Below are 20,353 nucleotides of genomic sequence, written 5' to 3'. Positions count from 1 at the left end.
TTCTGCACATTGTAAGTTGAATGACCGCCGGGATAATGCAGCACCTGCTGGTGATACGATATCATTCAAGGAGAGCGGGATGTTTATGAACGGACAAAACGGATTCCTGGGAGGAATTGCGTGTCATGGCAGATGAAATGACCAATGAGGATCGAAATGTAAAATGGACAAACTTCTCCATCTATAGTGAGCGCATCAATAAAGCTGCGATCCTGCCAGATACTGTTGGTGCAATAACTCCTTTATACCCCTGGATGCGTAACGGGTTGCCAGACTGCTCGTCAGATACAAAGCTCAGCGCTGCAGATGCGATTCGCGCTGCCACTTATATAGTTTCGAATTGGCGATGGTATGATTACAAAAGCAGTTGAGATTCGTTTATTGGTTAGTATCTTACATAGCTTAATCAAATGATATGTTGAGCAACGAAAGAGCCTCGATGCGTAATCGAGGCTCTTTCGTTGCTTAAGCAATTCCCTAACTGCTCCTGCGCTCCACAAGATTAATCCCTACTCCCATCGCCACTACACCAATCAGCAGCATATATAACAGAGACATTACGACATCCTGCAGACCAGCACCATAAAAAACTACCGCCATGATGGCTTCCATTGCATGCACCAATGGGAATAAATCCGCTATGAACAATAACACTGGATTCGTGATCGTTCCCGGCATCATATAGACACCGCTGACAAGCGGAATCAGCGGGATGACGGACGGATAGATGGCATAAAATTGCTCCGGCGTCCTGACAAAACCGGTAATCAGCATGGCAATGCTTATCATACCGAATGCAAAGCACGCAGCAATGAGGAAGAGCAGCCATAGGCTATCTCCGACATCGTAACGCAAGACATATTTAAATACGATCAGCACGACAATTATTTGAAGCATCGTAATCAAAAAGCTGTATAACAAATACCCGCTGTACATACTCGTTTTCTTCATTGGTGATAAGATCATCCGATCCCAAATACCAGTAACCTTATCCTGTGTCACATTGTTGACCTTGAACCCAAGGATGAACATGGAGATCAAGAAAGTGAAGGCAAACAGCAGCTGCGTACGGATGTTGTACGTAGGAATCTGTTCGTTATCCAACCCCTGCGCTTCCATCTGAAGTGGCGGATCGGCCAAATATTCCTCCATTTCATCCCGTATATCCCTTCCTTCTTGTGACTCCATTGCACTGATCTGTGCTTCTTGCCGGAATACTTTATCAACATGCTGTTCAACAAAGGAAACACTCGGCATTCTATTGGAGATCAACAGTCTGTAATCATTCTCCATGACCTTCACTGCCACATCGATATTCCCCTTCTTGATGTCTTCACGTGCTTCTTCCGATTCCACTACTTCAAATTCGTAGGAGTCATCCGTGTTTAACAACGCTTCCCACTTTTTCTCGATCTCTGCAGCATTTGCTTCTTCACTGAAAATGGCAACCGTGGTCCGAGACTGGATTCCGCCGCCAAATAAAAGGGTGGCGACAATACTTCCTGCAATCAATAATAGAATGAGCAGCGGATTTCGTTTATCCTTTGAAAATTGCACCCATAATACGTTTTTCATTGCGCTTTCCCCCTTTTCGGAAACAAAGCCAAGCCAATGAAAGTGAATAAGACGAAAAAGCCGATCATAAACACGCTTGGCTGGATGATGGAGGACAGATCCTCAAATTGGATCCACTCTGTCAGCATGGTCAGGAATAAACCGTTCGGGGTCCATTCTCCAATATGCTGCAGCCATTCCGGCAGCAAATAGATGGGAACAAATCCTCCTCCAAGCGTACCGCAGAGCAGCGTAATCAACATAAAGACGCCATTTGCAGCATCAACACTGGCCACACGCAATAAAATCGCCGTATAAATAGCCGCTAAGCCGGATAGCACCAAAGCAAGCAAGACAATCATCACGATGATGCCGACCCAAAAGGACATCGCACGATCCGGAAATACACCAAGGATAAAGTGGGAGACAATCAATACAAATATAATCTGCAGCAAAACCAGACAAATCGTGGATACCATTTTGCCGATCAGAAACCGTATTGGATGGCTATTCGTCAGTAAAATCCGATTGAATACGCGATTCCTGATTTCCACTCCTGTTTTCATTGCTACCGTCGCTACGACGAATAAGGCAAATAGTGCTCCTATCGCTATCGTAAAGTACTGTGTCATCGTGAAGTCATACTCTGTGCCAATATCCTCGAAGCCGCCTGCAGGAAGCACAGCCTCTATTCCTGCGCCCCCTGTTATGTCCTGTATCGCCAATTGATTATTCCATTGATCGATGAATCCTTGGATAAGCTGCTGCATCGCACTGCTGGCTGTCGTCTCTTCTTCCATTTTATAAATCAGTGATTTTGTCGGGGATTCTCCTGTGAAGCTTGCATACATGCTATCTGCGGTAATCCCCTGGGGTATGATCAGCATTGCATCCAAGTCGCCCTCTTTGACCTTCTCGGCTGCTTCCTTTTCCTCCAGATGATGAACCGTCACCCATTCCTTTACATCTTCACTTTGCAGATAATCCGATAGCAGTTGAACAGGCTGTATCTCGCCTGCAGCATCCACGGCCGCATTTGCCTCCTGCTCTTCAAAGGCAGCATCACCAACCAATCTTTCCTTCAGCTGCTCCATTGCTTCCGTCTCATTATCCTGATTGACCACGCCCAGCTGTAAATCCATTGACACCTCATCATCACTATCAAATAACCCAGAAAAAGCAAAGTTCAGCACCACGACCAAAACAATAGGAAGCAGCAGGACCGTAAGCAGCTCTTTCCAGTCCCGTAAAAATATCAGCAAATCCTTCTTTATAAAACTCCGCATCATGCCACCCCTCAATCTCTCAGCGTACGTCCGGTTAAATGAAGGAATACATCTTCCAAGCTAGGCGTTTCCGTATGGAAATTAATCAATTGGATGTGATGCTGTTCCGCAAGATGGACGAGTTTGCTGATCAAGCCGCTTCCCTTTGCCGCTATGATTTTCAGCTGCAATTCAGACACCTCAATCTTTTGAACACCTTCAATTGTCTTTACTTGCCCTGCAAAGGCTTCATCCAGCTTATTTAACTCCACTTTTATCTTATCCTCGGTCGACAGGATGCTGAGCAATTCCTCTTTTGTTCCTGCCGCGATGATTTTGCCATGATCCATGATGTACAAGCGATCGCAGAGCTGCTCCACTTCCTCCATATAATGACTCGTATAGAGAATGGTCGTTCCATCTTGCTGGTTCAGGGCGCGAACGGCTTCCAGGATATGATTCCTCGATTGCGGATCGATGCCGACTGTCGGTTCATCCAGGATCAGGATCTGCGGCCGGTGCAATAACGCCGCTGCTATATTAAGCCTGCGTTTCATCCCGCCGGAGTAGGTCTTGACCAAATCTTTTTTGCGATCTTCCAAGCCGACGAACTCCAAAGCCTGCTGGATAGCCTTCGCTAATTCCTTGCCTCTCAATTTATAGATCGAGCCAAAAAACTTCAGGTTCTCATAAGCGGAGAGCTCCTGATACAGCGCCAATTCCTGTGGTACCACCCCTGATACACTTCTGATTTCACCTGGTTTATCAATCGCGTTCACACCGTTCAGCGTTATCCTGCCGCTTGTCGGTTTGACCAAAGTGGAGATCATGGAAATCGTCGTGGACTTTCCGGCTCCATTCGGACCAAGCAATCCAACTGACTCCCCATCAGCCAAATATAAGTTCAGATCCTGAACGACCTTCTTCCCCTTGAAGGACTTGCTTAAGTTGATGGTTTCAAGCATCTGTCTGCCCCCTTTATTGTTGTTACTTGCATCATAAATAAAAAAGACCAAAGCCACTACTGACTATGGTCATTCCGCGATTGGGCACTTATTACTTTCGTCACTTTTTCTATACAAGGCGATGACGAATCGCATATATGGCTAATTGCGTCCGATCCCTTAGCTCCAATTTGTCTAAAATATGACTCGTTTGATTCTTGACCGTCCCTACCGACAAGCCTAGTCGTTCGGCCACTTCCTTATTATTCAATCCCTCACCGATACACTTCAATATCGCCCTTTCCCTCGGGGTCAGCGTCGGGTCAATTTGTCTTTCTTCCTGGTTTTGCAATAAGATCGGCATCACCTTTGAAGCAACCTGATCCTCCAAGGATAGACCGCCGCTCAAGGCGCTTTTAATGGAACGAATGAGCGATGCTGTATCCCCGTTTTTCAGCATATAACCGTTCACCCCCAGCTTTAAGGCGCTCAATACATACTCATTGTCATCAAAGGTGGTAAGCATGAGAATCTTAATATATGAGAAGCGGGAGCGGAGGATTTTCGCCGCTTCAATGCCATCCATCACAGGCATCCGAATATCCAAAATGGCCACATCGAAAAGCTGCTTTTCACATAAGCTGACGGCTTCTCTTCCATTATCCGCTTCCCCTGTCACACGAATGTCTTCATCCGTTTCAATCATCATCTTCAAGCCCTGACGAACCATCACTTGATCTTCAGCCAGCAAAATCTTAATCATCCGAACCGCCCCAGTCTGCTAATCTTATCGTGCCCCTCACCAAAAATCGGTGCTTATCATGATCGATCTCAAGCGTTCCGCCTACTTTTTCCAAGCGTTCCCGCATCCCCTTCAAACCATAACCTTCCTGGAAGCAGCCATCATGCGTTAAAGCATTGATCACCTCAAACCGAAAAATACTGCCCCCAGGAGATTCGAATATCACTTGCGCCTCTCTTGTAGAACTATGCTTCATAATATTCGTCAATGCCTCCTGCACAGCACGATAAATCGCAAATGACTGCTCCCCCGTCAAAGGAGCCGCAAACGCCCCATGCCTTACCGAAAAATTGATCTTCATGAAACTCTCTATCTCTAATTTCCGTATCAGCCGGATCACACCCTGCAATCCGCCCACTTCTCTCTGCTTGAACGACCGCACCGCCTGCCGCGTTTCCTCCAGGCTTTGTTCCGCCAGCTCTTTCAGCTTCCCAATCGTTTCCTTATCCTTCTCCGCCGCCGTCAAACGGAACGCCTCAAACTGAAACAGCAGCGCCGTCAATTTGTGCCCGACCGAATCATGGATCTCATGGCCGATCAGCATGCGCTCATCCTGCCTTGCCTGCTGCTCCTCTATGACAAGCTGCCTTTTCATTCTTCGGTATTCTTCAAGCAAGGCTTCATTGCTCAGTCGAGCTTCTTTTTCTCGTTTATGTATGATTTGATGATAAAGTAAAGCAGCTACCAGTAAAAGGTAATAGAGCGCGCACCACACTAATTGTGATGGAGAGAGTGAGAATTTCATCAAGATCAGCGCCGCACATACAAGCTGCACAGTAATTACTATAAAACTTTTAGTTCGGGATAAATAAAAGACGGCTTCTGCCATTATCAAAGATTGGGTGAGGAGTGCAAATGAACTGAACTCCATTTTAAAAGGGTAGAAGATGAGGACTGTCAATAAAGCTTGGACGCAGAATAATATTGTTTGTTTCGATTGTTTCCCTGTAAAAAGCGGCAGTATGAATAATATAATAAAGAAAATACTCATACTCGCCATTTGTAATGCACTTAAATCTAAGATAGATTCCGAAAAAGCCAGCGTCCAAACAACGCAGTAAATTGCCAGCCATATAAAATATGTACTCCTCATTAAGTGCACTTCTCCCTTGTAAAAAATACCGTACGTTTGTTTCTGTATGATACCTTCTTAGCATCAGTGTATATCTACAAAGCTTGAAGTTTTTCATTTATAGGCGCCTTGGGTGGAGCGTCTGGTGCTGCGATACCCTTTTAGAATAAGCCTTCCCATAACGACCGACCAACTCACCATTCCTTAATCGTTCCTGGTTACTAATTAGAGGCTAAACATTACTCGTCAGGGTTACAATTGACATTACTAAGATCAGGATTCAATAGGGTCTCCTTATAATGCTCCATTTTATAATCAATGATTTTTTGAATTTCGTTTAATTCCTTGATTTCATTCCCGATTCTTTTCCTTTGCTCTTCCAAAATGGAAACTCTTTTTTGAATTGTACCTGGTCCTTCATTAGAAAGATCAAGATAACGTTTTATTTCCTCCAACTTCATTCCTGTCGTTTTCAGCCTTGTCAAAAATATCATACCCTCCAGCTGTTCTTTACTGTAAATCCTGTGGCCATTAGGTTTACGTTCAGCGTATGGAAGCAAACCGATTTGCTCATAGTAACGAATCGTAGGTTTTGGCAGACCGGAGAATTCAGACGCCTGATCTATAGACATATAAGCCTCGGACATCTTTTTCATTTTTACCCTCCAATTTCTTTTTGGCAAGACGATGGTTTCCCATAAGGCATGGAATATTGCCAGTGGCAGATCAGTGACCCGATCCACTCACTGGCAACTCTATCATTATCATGATATTACTTATTCCTGCTTGAGCTTCTTCATACCTTTTTAATATAAGGATAAAAAGAATCCTTTAATTTAAATTGGTTCGTCTCATCCACTATCCCTATCACTTTATCACTGTCGTATAAATCAAGCATAAATTGAGCTACTTCTTCTGGTGTACGGGAATGAGGAAAATCACTTATCCCCCTCCCCATTGCCCGATAGGAAAATTCCGTTTCGGTCACAGCGGGAGCCAATACTTTAGCCTTCATATTTTCCCCTTTGCCCTGTAACTCACTAGCCACCCCCTCCGTAAAGGCACTTACATAGAACTTTGTGGCACAATAGGTGACAAAGTTATCCACAATTGTGTACCCAGCGTCGGATGATACATTGATTAATTGTGTCCCTTCCTTGGATGAATAATCTCTTACAAACAAAGTTGATAAAATCGTCATTGCTACGTTATTTAATAGCAGCATGTTTTCCACTTTTGACAAGTCTTGTTCGGCTACTGGGGAAAAATCCCCAAATCCCGCATTGTTAATCCACGTTTCCAAGTCATATTTTTTCGTACGCTCATATAAATCATGAGCCTGCTTGGTATCGGATAAATCTGCAGGAAGGACAACAACATCAATTTTAGGATTGATTTCAGCTATGGTTGATTTCAAATCCTCTAATCGTTGTTTTCTCCTGGCGACAAGAATGAGATTCTTGCCTCTTTTGGCGAAGGCTAAAGCAGATTCATAGCCGATTCCGGAACTTGCTCCTGTAATTACTACGTACATGATATACCCCTCCTGATACTTGATTAATGTTTCAAAGTAACCGTAACACTTCAAGTAAGCTTTAACTCAATAGATCAGGAGGGATTTTTTCTAAGAAAATGATCAAGAACCTCTTCATCAGAAGTACCGCCTCGGAAAATCGTATGAAACAGAAGGCTGGTCCATAAATTACGCCATAGATTCTTATCCAGCTGTTTCCCGTACAAGAACAGACTTCAAAGCAATCAATTACTGAAGCGTAAAAGCTGGCTGCGTTTGACTATTGATGATGAAATGGGAAGATCAGCGCAGCCTTCATTGGAGAGTCTCGCTTTTTTGATAATAAAAAGTCGATGCCTTTGCAGGTATCATTAGCTTTTCCTTCCCCCAATAAACTTTCTAACCAACTAGATTCATCGATATATCAGAATAAATCCATTATATAGCAATTAGAGACTAATCAGAGCGAATAATCAGAAAATACCCCTTAACATTCAAATGCCCACTTGAATAAAATAGGAAATTGGATACAATATATTCAAGGGAATATTTGAATGAATGGAGTGATTAATCTGAGTAAGAAAGATACCTGTGAGGTTTATTGTTATGACAAACAAAAGGTCAGCCGTATTCAAGAAGACCTGAAGACAGTCGATATCCTCCATGCGGCTCAAATGTTAAAAGCTATTGCTGACGAAAACCGAGCTAAAATCACTTATATATTGGGTCAAGATGATGAACTTTGCGTTTGTGATATCGCTAATGTGTTGGGTATTACTGTTGCCAATGCTTCCCATCATTTGAGAACCCTTCATAAGCAAGGGATTGTCAAATATAGAAAAGAAGGCAAGTTGGCTTTCTATTCCTTAGACGATGATCATATCAAACAAATTATGGATATAGCTCTTGTTCATCAAAACGAGGTGAAGGTCGGTGTCTAAAGGGAATATTGGATCATCCGAGGAAGAGGCAATGAAAGCATACCGTGTACAAGGACTCTCTTGCTCCAATTGTGCAGCTAAATTTGAACGCAACGTCAAAGAGCTGCCAGGTGTTCAAGATGCAAAAATAAACTTTGGTGCGGCAAAAATCTACGTTAACGGTGATACAACAGTTGAGGATTTAGAGAAGGCCGGAGCTTTTGAGAACCTGAAGATCCGGGAAGAGAGAGAAAAGAAAATTGAACGCCCTCCTTTTTGGAAACAAAAAGAAAACATCAGCGTTTATATTTCAGCTTTGCTCGTCCTATTAAGTTGGGGCTTGCGTACGCAATACAGCGAAGAACATATTATACCGACAGTTGGTTATGCAGCAGCTATTTTAATTGGTGGATATTCCCTCTTTATAAAAGGGGTTAAGAATTTAAGCCGATTAAACTTTGATATGAACACGCTTATGACCATCGCAATTATAGGCGCTGCCATACTTGGAGAATGGGGCGAAGGTGCAACGGTCGTCATCCTATTTGCTATCAGTGAAGCCCTGGAACGATACTCTATGGATAAAGCTCGGCAATCCATCGAGTCATTAATGGACATCGCACCTGATGAAGAATTAAGAAGCTGCAAACTGAAGGAAAGACAGTGATGATCTTAGGAACAGCAAATGAAATCCAGATGTTAATTGCTGTAGCAGACGAAATAAGAGAGTCGTCAAAAGAAGTTATCAGAAGCTTAAATAACCTTGGTATTAATACCGTGATGCTTACTGGCGATAATCAGGAGACCGCCAACACGATAGGAAAGCAAGTTGGCGTAACCAGCATTGAAGCAAATCTGCTACCAGAGGGTAAGCTGAATTTCATTAAGAGGCTTCGTAACGCTCACAACAGTGTGGCTATGGTAGGTGATGGCGTAAACGATGCACCCGCATTAGCTGCTTCTACAGTCGGGGTGGCAATGGGCAGTGCAGGGACGGATACAGCGCTTGAGACCGCTGATATAGCTTTAATGTCCGATGATTTAAATAAGCTGCCATACACCATTAATTTAAGTCGAAAAGCATTACAGATTATTAAGCAGAACATCACGTTCTCACTAGCCATCAAGCTCTTGGCATTATTATTAGTGGTTCCTGGATGGTTGACGCTTTGGATAGCTATATTCGCTGATATGGGTGCTACATTACTTGTTACGTTAAACAGCTTAAGATTATTAAGAGTTAAAGAATAAGGGGGCAGAACCCCCTTTTCTTCCGCTTCTTATATTCATATATGCACTTATGGAAGGATACATATGCAATATGGCACTTGTTCGAATTTTAGATGTACCTCAAACTGATATTAAACATTAACTGCCTTAAAACACTTGAGAAATCATCGTATGACGAAATTACTTCTCCTACAGGAAACCCCCATACTTTAATCGTATGGGGGTTTCTTCAGTGTATGATTTGCTACACAGTTATTTAGTTACGCTTTAAGGTTACTCAACATTAAAGGTACAGTCTTTTATTCCACCGTAACACTTTTAGCCAAGTTACGCGGCTTATCAACATCTGCACCGCGCTGCACTGCTGCATAGTATGCAAGCAGCTGCAATGGCACGACACTTACAAGCGGAGTCAATAGCTCATGCACTGCCGGGATGACGAAGGCGTCATCGTCGTGCTCCAGGCCTTTCATGCTGATGAGCAATGTGTTGGCACCGCGTGCGTTCACTTCCTGGACGTTACCGCGGATGGAGTGGTTCAGGGAGCTTTGTGTCGATAGTGCGATGACTGGTGTGCCTTCTTCGATCAAGGCGATGGTACCGTGTTTCAGTTCTCCTCCAGCGAAGCCTTCTGCTTGGATGTAGGAGATTTCTTTTAGTTTCAGTGATCCTTCGACGCAGACGAAGTAATCGACGCCGCGGCCGATGAAGAATGCGTTGCGGGATACACTTAGGTAGCTTTGTGCTAGTGTTTCGAATGTTTCTTTTTGGTCTGTCAGTACTTCCATTGCGTTCGCAACGATGGCAAGCTCCTGGAGCGGGTTGAAATCGAGTGCGATTTCTTTGCCTTTTGCTGCATCGACCGCAAGCAATAGCATAACTGCCATCTGTGCAGTATATGCTTTAGTAGAGGCTACTGCAATCTCCGGGCCAGCGTATAGCGGCAATGTGAAGTCTGCTTCACGAGAAAGGGTGGATCCTGGCACGTTCGTGATTGTAAGTGCTGGGTGTCCGAGTTCTTTGATTTTCACCAATACGGCTCTGCTGTCGGCAGTTTCGCCGGATTGGGAAAGGAATATGAATAATGGCTTTTCGGATAGAAGCGGCATGTTGTAAGAGAATTCACTTGCGATATGCACTTCCACCGGGATTTTAGCCAGGTTTTCGATGAATTGTTTTCCGACTAGTCCAGCGTTGTAGCTTGTTCCTGCTGCCACGATGTAGATACGGTCTGCGTTCATCATCGCATTGCGGATGGCAGGGTCCATTTTGATCTGTTCCGCTTCATCCTGGTAGTGCTGGATGATTTTGCGGATGACGAATGGCTGCTCGTCAGTTTCTTTCAGCATGAAGTGATCGTATGTGCCTTTTTCTGTATCGGCTGCATCGATTTCCGTTTTGAAGGAATCGCGTTCTACTTTTGTACCGTCAAGCAGCTGGATTTCCACGCTGTCACGGCGAACGATGACGATCTCTTTGTCACGGATCTCTTTGTACGTATCTGTTTCGCGAAGTGTTGCCATCGCATCACTTGCTACGACGTTGAAGCCTTCGCCGATACCTACAAGCAATGGGCTTTTGTTTTTCGCTACATAGATCGTTTCTTTATCGTCTGCATCAATCATTGCAAGGGCATAGGAACCAGTGAGCAAGCTGACCGCTTTGCGGAATGCCGCTGCTGTATCCTGTGTCTCTTCATACATTTTCTCTACAAGCTGTACAACGATTTCTGTATCTGTATCACTTTTCAATGTTACATCAGAAAGATACTCTCTGCGGATCTCTACATAGTTCTCGATTACACCGTTATGCACGATGGTGAATTTGCCAGAAGCACTCTGGTGCGGGTGCGCATTATCTTCGTTCGGTGCACCATGTGTCGCCCAGCGTGTGTGACCGATTCCCATTGTGGATGAAACGCTGTGATCCACTTTTTCACGCAATGCAGCAATGCGGCCTTTCACCTTGAAAAGGTTCACGCCTTGCTCGTTTTCGATTGCGATACCAGCTGAATCGTATCCGCGATACTCCAGCTTCTCGAGTCCGTTAAGCAATACTTCCTTCGTATCATTCTGTCCGATATAACCTACAATTCCACACATGTCGTTGTTGTCCTCCTCAAGACTTGGAAGGGGCAAACGAACGGCCTGCGCTATGAAGCTTGGGGCGTTGATTGCCCCTTTCTCGTTTATCTATTTTTCACATCTTGTTTTGTCCTTATCCAAAGAGTCGCCTCTTTGCTTTCGGCCATAAACATGACGACTGAGATGTGTGCAATCGGGAGGCATCCGCCGAATACTTCGATAAACCTCCACCTCGTCAACTTATCCCACCGCTCGGGCTAAGTCCTGGCGCTTTTATGTTATTGTTATCTCTACCCTCGCTTTCCTGCTTGAATGACATAACTCCTTCATTTTACATGAAGGAAATCCAGTTGGTCAATTCTTTCTTATTACGTAAATAACGTATGCGGCGGGAGCATGTTCTGTTCCCGCCGCATATGCTGGTCTTACTTCGTTCCCAATACTTGTTCGATGACTGCCACCACTTTATCTGCATACTTCTCGCAGTCCTCTTTCGTCGGCGCTTCCACCATCACCCGTACAAGCGACTCGGTGCCGGATGGACGTACAAGGACGCGGCCTTGGTCTCCTAACTCCTGCTCCACTTCTGCAATGGAATCGAGGATTTGCTGGTTGACAAGCGCCTCCTGCTTATCGGTCACCGGCACGTTTTTCAGGATCTGCGGGAAGATCTCCACTTCACCTGCAAGCTCGGAAAGCTTTTTGCCCGTTTCCTTCATGACATTGATCAGCTGCAATGCTGCAAGCATCCCGTCGCCAGTCGTCATATAATCAAGGAAGATGATATGGCCGGATTGCTCACCGCCAAGATTGAAATCGCCGCGGCGCATTTCTTCCATCACATATCTGTCGCCGACAGCCGTCTTATTGCTCTTGATATCCTGCTTATCCAAAGCGCGGTAGAAACCGATATTGCTCATGACCGTGGAAACGACTGTGTTATGACGCAGACGACCATGATCATTCAGGAATTTGGCACAGATGTACATGATTTTGTCACCATCCACGATCTGGCCTTTTTCATCGACAGCAATCAATCTGTCGCCATCACCATCGAAGGCAAGTCCGACATCAGCCTCCTTCTCCAGAAGGAAATCACGCAATGTTTCCGGGTGTGTGGAACCGACATTTTTATTGATGTTCAATCCGTCAGGAGATGAACCGATCGAAGAGATATCCGCTTCCAGATCGGCAAACAAGTGCGTCGCAATGGAAGAAGTCGCTCCATGGGCACAGTCGATCGCGATATGAAGTCCTTCGAAATCATTATCGATTGTCCCTTTCAAGTATTGGATATACTTCTGACCGCCTTCGAAATAGTCATTGATCTGACCAAGATCGGCGCCGGATGGACGCGGCAGATCATCTGTTTCGGCATCGATCAGCTGCTCGATCTCATTCTCCTGTTCATCCGAAAGCTTGAAGCCGTCCGGACCGAAGAACTTGATCCCGTTATCCTGAACAGGGTTATGGGATGCAGAAATCATGATACCCGCGGCTGCTCCCATGTTCTTCGTAAGGTAAGCGACTCCCGGTGTGGAAATGACACCGAGGCGCATGACCTCGGCACCGATGGAAAGAAGACCTGCCACAAGGGCCCCTTCAAGCATTTCGCCGGAAATACGTGTATCGCGGCCGATCATCACTTTCGGTCGGTCCTCATTATCCTTTGTCAGTACATAACCGCCATATCTGCCTAACTTGAACGCAAGCTCCGGGGTGAGCTCCTTATTCGCAATCCCCCTGACGCCATCCGTTCCAAAATATTTTCCCATTGTTACCTCTCCTTCATGGCTCACAGTCACTGTGTTTGTGTATCTGTATTCGTATCTGCCTCTTCATTCGTTTCAGCTTCTGTCGCTTGGACAGTTATCGCTGCTTCTTCCTGACTCGGAGTCAGCTCTATGTTATCAGGTCCTGTCACTTCGATAGGAACCGTCTGCTCTCCTTCTTCCAGGCCGCTGCCGTCGATCGTCGCCTTGATATCGTCAGCCGAAAGGCCTTCGATCTCCGATTGCGCTCCGCTCGCTGTCACATCGAGCTGTTCATTTTGAGGGTCGCTGAAAGTGGCTTCCAATCCATCCGGAAGATTCTCGACCGCAATCGGGACGTTCTCGATCGTCGTCTCGCTTGTTTCTTCCAGCTCGACATCGACTTTCACTTTCTCTTCACTGGCCGACCTGACATCTTCCGGAAGCTGCAAGTCAGCATCGATCTTTTGATTCTCCGTTATCTTCGACAAATCGATTTCCTCGGTGCTGATGGAATCAATGCCATCCAATGTATCCTGAGGTGCATAGATCGTGACTTCCTTCGTCTCCGGCGACAGCGATGCAACGGATACATCATCCGGAGCCTTCCCTTTCGTCTTCACTTCCACCGGGACTGTCTTGCTCGGATTGCTTACCTCCACCGAGACCTCGACTGTTTCCGGCTGTACATTCACACTAAGCTCATTGCCCTGTGCATCATACACTTTCACAGGTGCTTCTTTGCTGTTAATATCGCTATCGACGTCGGTCATATCCACATAAGCACGCACACTGGCAATCTGGTCGATGACCTCCTGTGTACTTACGATTGAAACCGTTTGAGGTTCCACTGTGGAACTATCTACTTGGAAACCTGCTGCCATTTGATCTTCATTGGTATAGCCTACGTTGACATTAAATTGCTGTGAAGCTTTTTCTTGGATTGTCACCTCGACGCTTGCCGGCTGCATATATACCTGAAGATTGTCCGAAACATTTTCATAATGCAGCTTCACTGTATGCGTTCCGGTATCAAGATCCCTCAAATCGACATAGGCTTCGTAGTTTTTCTGCTGAACGGCAGCTGTTACATCGCTTGCCGGACCGACAAGCTGCATGGATACATATTCCGGGACACCGCTGACGACATATTTGGAGTCATCGATGCGGATGCTGACAGGTGCATCGACTGTGTTCGTTTCATCCGAACTCGTGATCGGGACCTCCCCCGCACGGTTGTTCACATCCGATTCAGCACTCACATAGGCATAGAGAAGGACAGCAAATACCAGAGACAAAACGCGCAAGGTCCATGGACTCTTCAACCATTTATCCATTCTTACCCCTCCATCTTCTTACCTTGGAACCGGAAGCCGGTACGCTGACTTCCTTGACGAGGATCTCTTTCAGCGCATCAGGCGTGATATCACGGAACAATTCTCCATTCTTTGTACAGGAGATTGCACCCGTCTCCTCGGAAACGACAATCGTCAGCGCGTCCGTCACTTCGCTGATCCCCATGGCAGCCCGGTGACGTGTGCCCAGTTCCTTGGAAATGAAAGGACTTTCGGATAAAGGCAGGTAGCAGGCTGCCGCTGCGATCTGGTTGTCTTTTAAAATGACTGCCCCGTCATGCAAAGGTGTATTCGGTACGAAGATATTCGTGAGCAGTTCGAATGTCAGGTGACCATTCACCGGAATTCCCGTCTCGATATAATCTCCCATGCCAGTTTCGCGCTCCAGCGTGATCAGCGCGCCGATCCGGCGCTTCGCCATATAGTTACAGGACTTCACGATTGCTTCGATATTCTTTTTCGTCTGTTCTTCTTCCGATCCCTTATTCCGGGAGAAGAAGCTGCCTCGGCCGAGCTGCTCCAAGGCACGTCTGATTTCCGGCTGGAACAGGACGACGATGGCCACGAACCCCCAGGTGATGGCCTGCGAGCTCAAGAAAGCGAGCATCGGGAAATCGAGTATCTGCTCACTGCTCAAAAAAGCAATGATGACAACGATGAAAATCCCCTTCAGCAGCTGAATCGCTTTTGTTCCCCTTATGAGCATCAAAACTTTATAAAAGATGAACCATACCGCCGCAATGTCCACGATGATCCGCAGTATGGATAAAATGGAAAGTTCACTTAATCCCCCAAACATGGATACACGTCCTTTTATATATGAATAGCTCGAATTTCTTCGTACATTATAGCACAGTTCCCCTATTGCAGTCGCTTCCGAACAAGGGGCGTGTCTTACCCTTACTGTCCCCTGTTATCTTACCGCAATACAGGCTTGTGCCGCCAATGATCCTTGGACAAAAAAAAGAGCCCTATTACAAGCAGCTCTATAACCTTATCAAAACGAGAAAAATTCTTTGACATGATACCATGCCCAGCCGAATATCCGGTCGATTTCCTGATATTCACCTGTTATATTATCAGCGGAGGCCATATTCACTTTAGAACCGGGATCATCAACGAGATCACCATTTATGATCGTGACATTGCCATCCACTTCCCCCCTGATATCCAAATCGCCATTTTCAACGACAAGGTCCCCCTTGACCGTGACGTCTTCCGGTACGATGACGAGATCATTCTCTACAATCAAACCCTCTTGCTTCGATACACTGACACTGCCATCACTATTCCAAGCAGAAATGATGCTTGTGAACATGAAAAGGAAGAACACTGCAGCTGCCGTGATGACAGGGTGCGCACGGAACCATCTCATGTAGCCGACACGCTTCTTCTCCTTCGGCAGATTCGCCATGACACTGGCAGTGAAGCCGGCCGGTGCACTCAATTCATAAGCGGCCCCGCTAAGCAGGCTCTCCGTCTGCTTGAGCTCCCGATAATGCTGATTACAGTCAGGACAGGACTTCAAATGGTCCCTGAGCTGCTGCGCTTCTTCCTCCGAAGCATCTCCGTCCAGATACCGATGCATAAGCGCAAGGCTTTCTTCGCAATTCATGTGTTACCCCCCTTTATACGTGGCGCAGTTTTTTCCTTAGCAGCTCCCTGCCACGGTGGATTCGCGTCTTCACTGTCCCAAGCGGCAGATCAAGTATTTCGCCGATCTCCGCCAATGACAAATCATCCAGGAACCGCAGTACGATGACACTGCGGTATTTAGGCGGCAGGGACAAAATCTCCTTATGGATATAGCTTTGCAGCTCCATGCTCTCGACCTCTTGCTCAGGCAATGCTTGGTCAGCAGCGAGCTGCGAGTACATATCCAATCCATCAGTCCCCTTCACCTCGGCATCAAGATGAAAATCCGGCTTCTTTTTACGCAGACGGTCGATACTCAGATTCGTTGCAATCCGGTAAAGCCATGTGGAGAATTTCCGGTTTTCGTCAAAAGAATGGATGTTGGTGTAAGCGCGGATAAACGCCTCCTGGGCGATATCCTGCGCTTCATGACTGTCTCCGACCATTCGGTATACGATATGGTACACCTTGTTCTGGTAAAAGGAAACAATTTCTTCGAAGGCAGCATGATCACCCTTCTTGACGTTTTTTATATGATATTTTATGATATTCTCCATGAAAATCCTCCCGCCTAACTGCGGCTTCTTAGTAACGAACGACGTTCCGAAAAGGTTTCACTTTCACAAAAATATCTTTTTTTATAAACCTTAAGTATGCCAGCAACAGTTTTTTCTTTTTTGTATTTTTCAAAATTGACGTTTTAAATAAGATTAGACAGGGTAATTATAACGACAAATAGTATATCAGATTTTGGAGGTAAAAATGATTACAATAGACAATCTTTTGGAAAAAATCGAACAGACCCGCAGCCACATGCTAAGTTTGTCCAACAACTTGCCGCTCACTTCCGATGCAGTCATCACTGCCAGTGTACAGCTCGATCATTTGCTGAATGAGTACGAAAAACAAATCAGGGACAGATAGCTATCATTAACAGCCCGCAGAGGAAGCTGTTATTTTTTTGCACAAAAAAAGCACGTACACAGTGTACGCACTTTCCTTCAATGGCGATCTTCCGCCCAGGTTCCCTGTTTGATGAAATAAGCCTTCACATCATCATGAAAGCCGACACTGACCTCCAGCGGGAATGCTTCTCCTCCGGCACGCTTGAAGCAGTCACTGAACCAGGCAATCATCACCTGCTCATCCGCCTTCTGCACTGCATCTTCCTGCAGTTCACGGAAAGCCTCGAATGAATCGGCAGCATCATCAGGCAGTTCGAAATATGGAATCTCCTCTGCCACTTCTTCACTTCCGCCTGCGTATTTATCGCCCATTTCATCATAATAACGTTCATTGCCATCAGCATCGAGCGCATAATACATGATCGTCAGCTCGAAAGCCATCGGCTCCTTGAACATACGAAAAGCGATTTTCTTCACTTCCGGCAGGAACGGCAGCTGGAAAATATGCTTCAATTCGCTTATCACGTCCTCCGAATGCTTCTCCAGGCAGACACTGACTGTCTCGGTATAATCTTGTATGGAAAACAAAGCGTTACCTCCTTCTTACTCTTGCTCTACTTTACCACACGGCACGGAAATCGCGCATCAAGCAAGTGTCTTGCCCTTCGTCTCCTCACCAAGCACCCAGACAGCGGCGACAGCAATGAGGACCGTCACACAGAATAAAAGAAAGACAGTGCTCACAGATAACCCAAAAGTTCCGCGGTACCCAATCAGCAGCGGACCTAGGATTCCGCCGATTCTGCCGGCAGTAGCCGCGATTCCGGAACCAGTCGCACGGATGGCCGTAGGATACTGTTCCGGCGTATACGCATAAAGAATCCCGTAGGCCCCCAGATTGAAGAACGAAAGCAGCATGCCTGCCGTGAGCAGCATCGCAGCCGATTCTGCATTCCCGAACAGTACAGCACTGATGGCAGTACCGATAAGATAAATGATCAGGATCGGCTTGCGTCCCACCTTCTCAATCAGCCAGGCTGCAGAGAAGTACCCCGGCAGCTGCGCCAGTGTCATGATCAGAACATACTCGAAGCTGCGGACCATATCGAATCCTTTTGCAACCATGACACTCGGGAGCCAAAGGAACATGCCATAATAGCTGAGCATGATGCAGAACCAGACGATCCAGAGCATGATGCTGCGCTTTGCAAATCCTTTTGCGAGCAGCTGCCGGATACCATCCATGACGGATGTTTTTTGCTTCAGCTTCGTATAAGATGGCGAATCCGGCAAATTCCTGCGAAGGAATACCGCGAACAGCGCCGGGATGGCTGTCAGCACAAGCGCCACCCGCCAGCCATAAGCTGGTATGACGAAATAAGAGATGATTGCTGCAAGCAGCCAGCCGACCGCCCAAAAACTCTCCAGCAATACAACCATGCGCCCGCGCCTTTGAGGGGCTACCGATTCTGAAACCAATGTCGATGCCACCGGCAGCTCACCTCCAAGACCTGCACCGATTAAAAAGCGCAGCACGACAAAGATAAGATAGGAAGTTGCCAATGCAGATAAGCCGCTGGCAATGGAGAATACCAAAATCGTCATCATGAATACCGTGCGCCGGCCGACCCTGTCCGCCATGATTCCGAATACAAATGCGCCCACGGCCATCCCAATGCTGTTAATACTCCCGATCCAGCCTGCCTGCTGCGCTGATAATCCCCAATCCAACGTCAGCGCTGTAATGATAAAAGATAAGATACCAACATCCATTGCATCAAATAACCAGCCCGTACCGACAATACCAAGCAGCTTTCGCTCGGAAATCCGTTTTGCTGCCCTTTGATGATCAGTTACTGTCCTTTCCATCCCAACACCTCTATAGACTCTTTATTTAACACCATAAGTTTACATGTGTCTTGACACTTTGTAAATCGATTATAGGGATAATTTGCTGAAAGTTCCGCCAAACAATACAAAAAAGCCGCTTCATTCAGCAGCTTCTTTTCCAGATAGGGGCCTACCAGGGGCTGTCGCACGATACCATTGCCAGCACAAAAGTATGATTAACATCAGATCGACAAAATCTCCGCCATAATACATCAGCATCGCTCCAGATTGCGCCTCAGCAGCACCCACAGCAGACGGAGGATTTGCGTAAAGGTATTTGGACAAGATGCCGTGCCCCGCAAGCGCAAAAATAAACACAACCATACGATATACATGACTCTTGCGATAGGACACAGGCTCTGTATAGAGCATCGCTAGCGTAAATAAATAACCAGCCGCAAAAACATGGAAGTGTACCAATAGCGATACCCAGCTCACCTGATGCATATGATGGTATAACGGCGTGGTGTAAAGCAGCCATAGCCCGCCTATATTCAATACTGCAGCTGTGACAGGATGAACCAGGAAGCGGGCGTATCCACTTCGAAATAGACGCATCACAGATCGTGCTCCTTTTTGAGGCAAAGCGCGTAAAAGCAGGGTAATCGGGCGGGATAAGATGACGAGCAGCGGCGCAAGCATACCAAGCAGCAAGTGCCCCGCCATATGAAAAACGAAGCTGTGATGCGCGTGCATTCCGATTGGACCGGCGAATGCCTGCACACCAGTCGCAACACCACCCGCAAACAAGAGAAGGCGGCGGATCGGCCAAGACTTGAATCTCTTAACCGCACTCCGCATTGCCGCCAGATAAATCAGGATAGCCAGGAATGCAAGGCTGATGAAAAATGCATCATTATGCATGCCTTCCCCTCCCAGAGCGACAGATAAGTATGATGCCAGCAGCCAACAGTATGATAGCTATTCCATTCCAGACCAAGTCATAATACAAAAGATTTTCTACCCCATAGCGGATTTGATGAATACGCAGCAATTTATGCTGGATGATGCCGTCATATAGCTGAAAAAAACCGCCGCCCAGGAGTACCGCACCCCACCAGCGAATTGGCACCATGCTTTTGCGCCTGCGCAAATCTGCCAATAAAAACAAACCGCCAACCGTGGCAAACCAGCTGAACGCATGAAAGAAGCCATCCGAAATCAGCCCCCATTCAGAAGTCGAAAGGTCATAAAAATGATGCCAATGCAGCAGCTGATGAAAGACAGCTTCATCAACAAAAGCAGCCAAGCCGAAGCCGAATAAGATTCCTGAAAAGATATTCCGTCCGTTAGATACAGTCCGATCCTCCATATCCACCCTCCTGTCAGTCAGCCTTTTACATTTTTCCCGACAGACGGCAGAATAAACAAAAAAGCACAGGAGAGACTCCTGTGCCGAATTAAAAAAAGCCATCCGAATGGATGGCTATCAT

Annotated in this window: 20 protein-coding genes and 1 pseudogene; 4 read left to right on the top strand and 17 right to left on the bottom strand. The window is 46.3% G+C overall.

What is annotated here, in order from left to right:
- Nucleotides 1-125: 125 nt before the first annotated feature.
- A complete protein-coding gene (locus CHH53_RS11440) occupies nucleotides 126-371 on the top strand; it encodes a hypothetical protein (RefSeq protein WP_095216268.1) in 246 nt (81 codons plus the stop codon).
- Nucleotides 372-477: 106 nt separating this feature from the next.
- On the opposite strand, the gene CHH53_RS11435 is transcribed toward CHH53_RS11440, so the two are convergent.
- The 7 genes from CHH53_RS11435 to CHH53_RS11405 form a co-directional block, all read right to left on the bottom strand.
- Nucleotides 478-1,575: an ABC transporter permease gene (locus CHH53_RS11435; RefSeq protein WP_095216267.1), complete on the bottom strand. Its 1,098-nt coding sequence runs from the start codon at nucleotides 1,573-1,575 to the stop codon at nucleotides 478-480.
- Nucleotides 1,572-2,840 (bottom strand): ABC transporter permease, encoded by a 1,269-nt coding sequence (locus CHH53_RS11430; protein WP_095216266.1) that lies wholly within the window; start codon nucleotides 2,838-2,840, stop codon nucleotides 1,572-1,574. The genes CHH53_RS11435 and CHH53_RS11430 overlap by 4 nt, the downstream gene beginning before the upstream one ends.
- A gap of 11 nt (nucleotides 2,841-2,851) precedes the next feature.
- A complete protein-coding gene (locus CHH53_RS11425) occupies nucleotides 2,852-3,784 on the bottom strand; it encodes an ABC transporter ATP-binding protein (RefSeq protein WP_095216265.1) in 933 nt (310 codons plus the stop codon).
- Nucleotides 3,785-3,893: 109 nt separating this feature from the next.
- Nucleotides 3,894-4,526, bottom strand: a complete 633-nt coding sequence (locus tag CHH53_RS11420; RefSeq protein WP_095216264.1) for a response regulator — start codon at nucleotides 4,524-4,526, stop codon at nucleotides 3,894-3,896.
- Nucleotides 4,519-5,310 carry a sensor histidine kinase gene (locus CHH53_RS11415; RefSeq protein WP_233135064.1) on the bottom strand — a complete coding sequence of 264 codons (792 nt, stop codon included), beginning with the start codon at nucleotides 5,308-5,310 and terminating at the stop codon, nucleotides 4,519-4,521. The genes CHH53_RS11420 and CHH53_RS11415 overlap by 8 nt, the downstream gene beginning before the upstream one ends.
- A 566-nt stretch (nucleotides 5,311-5,876) precedes the next feature.
- The gene (locus CHH53_RS11410; RefSeq protein WP_095216262.1) at nucleotides 5,877-6,293 is read right to left on the bottom strand and encodes a MerR family transcriptional regulator; all 417 of its coding nucleotides are present in this window, start codon (nucleotides 6,291-6,293) and stop codon (nucleotides 5,877-5,879) included.
- Nucleotides 6,294-6,433: 140 nt separating this feature from the next.
- On the bottom strand, nucleotides 6,434-7,174 hold the full coding sequence (locus tag CHH53_RS11405; protein ID WP_095216329.1) for an SDR family NAD(P)-dependent oxidoreductase: 741 nt from the start codon (nucleotides 7,172-7,174) through the stop codon (nucleotides 6,434-6,436).
- A 548-nt stretch (nucleotides 7,175-7,722) separates the two neighbouring features.
- Here CHH53_RS11405 and CHH53_RS11400 point away from each other — a divergent pair.
- Nucleotides 7,723-8,091 (top strand): ArsR/SmtB family transcription factor, encoded by a 369-nt coding sequence (locus CHH53_RS11400; protein WP_095216328.1) that lies wholly within the window; start codon nucleotides 7,723-7,725, stop codon nucleotides 8,089-8,091.
- A 31-nt stretch (nucleotides 8,092-8,122) separates the two neighbouring features.
- A pseudogene (locus CHH53_RS11395) lies at nucleotides 8,123-9,321 on the top strand (HAD-IC family P-type ATPase).
- A gap of 278 nt (nucleotides 9,322-9,599) precedes the next feature.
- On the opposite strand, the gene glmS reads toward CHH53_RS11395, so the two are convergent.
- From glmS to sigW, 6 genes are all read right to left on the bottom strand, one after another.
- Nucleotides 9,600-11,402 carry a glutamine--fructose-6-phosphate transaminase (isomerizing) gene (gene glmS / locus CHH53_RS11390; protein ID WP_095216261.1) on the bottom strand — a complete coding sequence of 601 codons (1,803 nt, stop codon included), beginning with the start codon at nucleotides 11,400-11,402 and terminating at the stop codon, nucleotides 9,600-9,602.
- Nucleotides 11,403-11,809: 407 nt separating this feature from the next.
- Nucleotides 11,810-13,159 carry a phosphoglucosamine mutase gene (glmM, locus tag CHH53_RS11385; protein WP_095216260.1) on the bottom strand — a complete coding sequence of 450 codons (1,350 nt, stop codon included), beginning with the start codon at nucleotides 13,157-13,159 and terminating at the stop codon, nucleotides 11,810-11,812.
- A gap of 26 nt (nucleotides 13,160-13,185) precedes the next feature.
- Nucleotides 13,186-14,472 carry a CdaR family protein gene (locus tag CHH53_RS11380; protein ID WP_095216259.1) on the bottom strand — a complete coding sequence of 429 codons (1,287 nt, stop codon included), beginning with the start codon at nucleotides 14,470-14,472 and terminating at the stop codon, nucleotides 13,186-13,188.
- A complete protein-coding gene (cdaA, locus tag CHH53_RS11375) occupies nucleotides 14,465-15,289 on the bottom strand; it encodes a diadenylate cyclase CdaA (RefSeq protein WP_095216258.1) in 825 nt (274 codons plus the stop codon). The genes CHH53_RS11380 and cdaA overlap by 8 nt, the downstream gene beginning before the upstream one ends.
- A 198-nt stretch (nucleotides 15,290-15,487) precedes the next feature.
- Nucleotides 15,488-16,105 (bottom strand): anti-sigma factor family protein, encoded by a 618-nt coding sequence (locus tag CHH53_RS11370; RefSeq protein WP_095216257.1) that lies wholly within the window; start codon nucleotides 16,103-16,105, stop codon nucleotides 15,488-15,490.
- Between the two features lie 13 nt (nucleotides 16,106-16,118).
- The gene (gene sigW, locus CHH53_RS11365) at nucleotides 16,119-16,682 is read right to left on the bottom strand and encodes an RNA polymerase sigma factor SigW (RefSeq protein ID WP_095216256.1); all 564 of its coding nucleotides are present in this window, start codon (nucleotides 16,680-16,682) and stop codon (nucleotides 16,119-16,121) included.
- 205 nt (nucleotides 16,683-16,887) lie between these two features.
- On the opposite strand from sigW, the gene CHH53_RS11360 reads away from it, so the two are divergent.
- A complete protein-coding gene (locus CHH53_RS11360; RefSeq protein ID WP_095216255.1) occupies nucleotides 16,888-17,049 on the top strand; it encodes an aspartyl-phosphate phosphatase Spo0E family protein in 162 nt (53 codons plus the stop codon).
- A 77-nt stretch (nucleotides 17,050-17,126) separates the two neighbouring features.
- Here the strand turns inward: CHH53_RS11360 and CHH53_RS11355 are convergent, their stop codons facing one another.
- From CHH53_RS11355 to CHH53_RS11340, 4 genes are all read right to left on the bottom strand, one after another.
- Nucleotides 17,127-17,618: a hypothetical protein gene (locus CHH53_RS11355; protein WP_095216254.1), complete on the bottom strand. Its 492-nt coding sequence runs from the start codon at nucleotides 17,616-17,618 to the stop codon at nucleotides 17,127-17,129.
- Nucleotides 17,619-17,675: 57 nt separating this feature from the next.
- Nucleotides 17,676-18,899 (bottom strand): MFS transporter, encoded by a 1,224-nt coding sequence (locus CHH53_RS11350; protein WP_095216253.1) that lies wholly within the window; start codon nucleotides 18,897-18,899, stop codon nucleotides 17,676-17,678.
- A gap of 120 nt (nucleotides 18,900-19,019) precedes the next feature.
- Nucleotides 19,020-19,784 carry a cytochrome c oxidase assembly protein gene (locus CHH53_RS11345; RefSeq protein ID WP_095216252.1) on the bottom strand — a complete coding sequence of 255 codons (765 nt, stop codon included), beginning with the start codon at nucleotides 19,782-19,784 and terminating at the stop codon, nucleotides 19,020-19,022.
- Nucleotides 19,777-20,232 carry a DUF2243 domain-containing protein gene (locus tag CHH53_RS11340; RefSeq protein ID WP_095216251.1) on the bottom strand — a complete coding sequence of 152 codons (456 nt, stop codon included), beginning with the start codon at nucleotides 20,230-20,232 and terminating at the stop codon, nucleotides 19,777-19,779. Before CHH53_RS11340 ends, CHH53_RS11345 begins: the two co-directional genes overlap by 8 nt.
- Between the last annotated feature and the right edge of the window lie 121 nt (nucleotides 20,233-20,353).

The organism is Terribacillus sp. 7520-G, from assembly GCF_002271665.1.
In the GTDB taxonomy this organism is placed as follows: Bacteria; Bacillota; Bacilli; order Bacillales; family Amphibacillaceae; genus Terribacillus.
The sequence above is the reverse complement of the archived record's forward strand: the minus strand, read 5'-3'. Positions and strand labels throughout refer to the sequence as shown.

Bases quoted from the DNA above. Each gene is read 5' to 3' on its own strand.
- CHH53_RS11380 (WP_095216259.1), bottom strand. From the start codon at position 14,472: ATGGATAAATGGTTGAAGAGTCCATGGACCTTGCGCGTTTTGTCTCTG.
- CHH53_RS11435 (WP_095216267.1), bottom strand. From the start codon at position 1,575: ATGAAAAACGTATTATGGGTGCAATTTTCAAAGGATAAACGAAATCCG.
- CHH53_RS11340 (WP_095216251.1), bottom strand. From the start codon at position 20,232: ATGGAGGATCGGACTGTATCTAACGGACGGAATATCTTTTCAGGAATC.
- cdaA (WP_095216258.1), bottom strand. From the start codon at position 15,289: ATGTTTGGGGGATTAAGTGAACTTTCCATTTTATCCATACTGCGGATC.
- CHH53_RS11440 (WP_095216268.1), top strand. From the start codon at position 126: ATGGCAGATGAAATGACCAATGAGGATCGAAATGTAAAATGGACAAAC.
- CHH53_RS11370 (WP_095216257.1), bottom strand. From the start codon at position 16,105: ATGAATTGCGAAGAAAGCCTTGCGCTTATGCATCGGTATCTGGACGGA.
- CHH53_RS11420 (WP_095216264.1), bottom strand. From the start codon at position 4,526: ATGATTAAGATTTTGCTGGCTGAAGATCAAGTGATGGTTCGTCAGGGC.
- CHH53_RS11360 (WP_095216255.1), top strand. From the start codon at position 16,888: ATGATTACAATAGACAATCTTTTGGAAAAAATCGAACAGACCCGCAGC.
- glmM (WP_095216260.1), bottom strand. From the start codon at position 13,159: ATGGGAAAATATTTTGGAACGGATGGCGTCAGGGGGATTGCGAATAAG.
- CHH53_RS11410 (WP_095216262.1), bottom strand. From the start codon at position 6,293: ATGAAAAAGATGTCCGAGGCTTATATGTCTATAGATCAGGCGTCTGAA.
- CHH53_RS11425 (WP_095216265.1), bottom strand. From the start codon at position 3,784: ATGCTTGAAACCATCAACTTAAGCAAGTCCTTCAAGGGGAAGAAGGTC.
- CHH53_RS11415 (WP_233135064.1), bottom strand. From the start codon at position 5,310: ATGAAATTCTCACTCTCTCCATCACAATTAGTGTGGTGCGCGCTCTAT.
- glmS (WP_095216261.1), bottom strand. From the start codon at position 11,402: ATGTGTGGAATTGTAGGTTATATCGGACAGAATGATACGAAGGAAGTA.
- CHH53_RS11350 (WP_095216253.1), bottom strand. From the start codon at position 18,899: ATGGAAAGGACAGTAACTGATCATCAAAGGGCAGCAAAACGGATTTCC.
- sigW (WP_095216256.1), bottom strand. From the start codon at position 16,682: ATGGAGAATATCATAAAATATCATATAAAAAACGTCAAGAAGGGTGAT.
- CHH53_RS11430 (WP_095216266.1), bottom strand. From the start codon at position 2,840: ATGCGGAGTTTTATAAAGAAGGATTTGCTGATATTTTTACGGGACTGG.
- CHH53_RS11345 (WP_095216252.1), bottom strand. From the start codon at position 19,784: ATGCATAATGATGCATTTTTCATCAGCCTTGCATTCCTGGCTATCCTG.